Genomic DNA, 2,189 nt, shown 5'->3' with positions numbered 1-2,189 from the left:
GATTATAGCTTCTGAAATTGTAGTTCATGAGGCCCTCAAAAAGCAATTATCATGTTGAAATTATATAATATTTTACCGAATTCGGCCTCATTTTGCAACTAATATTTGCGGGACAGACTCAAAAGAGGCCTTTCCCCCTACTTAATTGCCTGTTGATTGCGCTTACATGCGCAGGTCGTGCGCTATGTTGTGGCAGTCTCCGCACTTTGGATATTTCTTGTGTATTGCAGGATTGTGAGGCGCGTCACCATGACAATCCTGACAGGCCATGAGTTCTTTATGCGCAGGATGGCATTCAGCGCATGCCAATTCCGAATGCTTGGTCTGATGGGCCTTGAGTTGCTCGAATGGTACATCGTGGCAGCCGGCGCATATCAGGTTATTTTCTACCTCGTCGGAATAGGCGATCTGTAAAGGCGTATGAACAGGATGGCAAGCGAGGCATTCCGGCGTGCTCATTGTCACCATCGGGCTGTGATTCTCATGACACTCTGAACACTCAGGTATCCTGCCGTGTTTCTGGGAATGACATGAGGAGCAGTCTTCTTCCGTGTGCTTGCTGGGGTGCCTGGTCAGGCTCTGTGCCACCTGGGTATGGCATAGCCTGCACTGCATTTCCATGTTGGATGGATCCGGGATTGCCGCCACCGGTCTGTGGGGATCGGCATGACAATTTGCACACTTTTGAACGGCCTTGTCTTTGCCGTGAGGATTATCATGACAGGCCGAGCATTTCGGCATGATCTCGGCGTAATTGTTCTTCAAGGGGTTATACGCATGATAGACCTCGTGGCAATCCGTACATGCAACACCGACATGCTTGCCCCCGTCTTTTCTGATCCTCGTGAATTGATCCATATGGCACCGGGCGCATTCCTGGCTGGTGAGGGGCTTCACTTCAACATCATAGACGCTTGCCGGCTGCTCGACGGCCTTTGCAGGTTCTGCCGGCACCACCTCTTCCGGCTGAGCAGGTTCTGCAACCTGTAATGCTGCAGGCCTTTGCTTTACACAGGCGAAACAGACGGCGAGAATAAGCAGACTTAATACTCCGATCAGCATTCCATTCCCATTTTTTACAGTCATTGTCCTAGTCCTTTGTTTCAAGTTCTTTCCAATACTCCTGTTCCATTAATCCCAAATATTTCATATTGCCCCTGATTCCCAGTTTATTTAACAAGATTGTGCGCATCTAAATGGCAATTCAGGCAATTCGGCATCGCCTTGTGCTGTGCGGCCGAGTGCGGTTTGCCGTGGCATGTTTCGCACTGCGGGACAACAGGATGGACTACCCTGTGACAAAATGCACAGGTGAAGGTCTTGTGTTTGGTGGTGGTCTTGTTCATGAGCTCGCCTATATCCTCGTGACACGGCGTGCAGTAAGCCCTCGGGGTCTCGTTTGGATATTGAATTATCAACGGCGTGTGGACCGGATGGCATACGAGGCAGTCCTTTGTTGCCTGGCCTTGTGCGTGCGGCTCATGACAATTGGAGCAGTCGGGAATCTCTCCGTGAAAAGTATGGCATAAAGTGCAGGCGACTTCTGTGTGTTTACTTGGATATTCCTTAAGTTCTATGCCCTGTTCTGAATGACAGGTCAGACAGGCTGAAGTGATATTGTCGTCGAGCTGTAATGCCAAAGGTTGGTGGGGATCGGAATGGCAGGAAAAACAGTTATCTAATTCGTAGTGCAGTTTTCCCGTGTGGCACATGGCACATTGCGGAATTGTTTTTGTCCCCAGGGGCGGGTGTTCAGTGTGGCAATCAAGACACCCTACGGCCGTCTTGTGGAGACCGCCGTTCCGTTCCACAGTGGCGGGCTCCTTTTTGTGGCACTTTATACAGTCAGTATTCTGAAGGGTTGCCGTCTCCGCCGCCATGGCGACAGCGGCATATGCGATCACAATTATTGCGGACAAAAAGAAAGTATTTATAATCTTTATGGCAGATTTGTTTTTCATCCCTCAACACACCTTCCTCAAATAGTTAAAGATTATCCAGACACCCCAATCCAATATTCAAATAGCAAAACAACCCCGCATTTGTCAAGTAATAACTTCTGCCCCTGGATATTTCATATAAGCGCAGGCGAATTTTGTGACGCAGCACAGGAGGCTCTTTTGAGCCTTCAGAGGCAAGCTGTGATCGTCTTTTCTCAAGCTATGGGTAAAAATACCACCATAGCCAGG

At 49.2% G+C, this 2,189-nt stretch carries 2 protein-coding genes; both read right to left on the bottom strand.

What is annotated here, in order from left to right:
* Positions 1-162: 162 nt before the first annotated feature.
* The gene (locus C4B57_12160; GenBank protein ID PXF50361.1) at positions 163-1,086 is read right to left on the bottom strand and encodes a cytochrome C; all 924 of its coding nucleotides are present in this window, start codon (positions 1,084-1,086) and stop codon (positions 163-165) included.
* 83 nt (positions 1,087-1,169) lie between these two features.
* Positions 1,170-1,961: a cytochrome C gene (locus C4B57_12155; GenBank protein ID PXF50360.1), complete on the bottom strand. Its 792-nt coding sequence runs from the start codon at positions 1,959-1,961 to the stop codon at positions 1,170-1,172.
* Between the last annotated feature and the right edge of the window lie 228 nt (positions 1,962-2,189).

It is taken from the genome of Deltaproteobacteria bacterium (genome assembly GCA_003194485.1).
Classification (GTDB): domain Bacteria; phylum Desulfobacterota; class Dissulfuribacteria; order Dissulfuribacterales; family UBA3076; genus UBA3076.
This window is presented reverse-complemented; position numbering and strand designations above follow the sequence as displayed.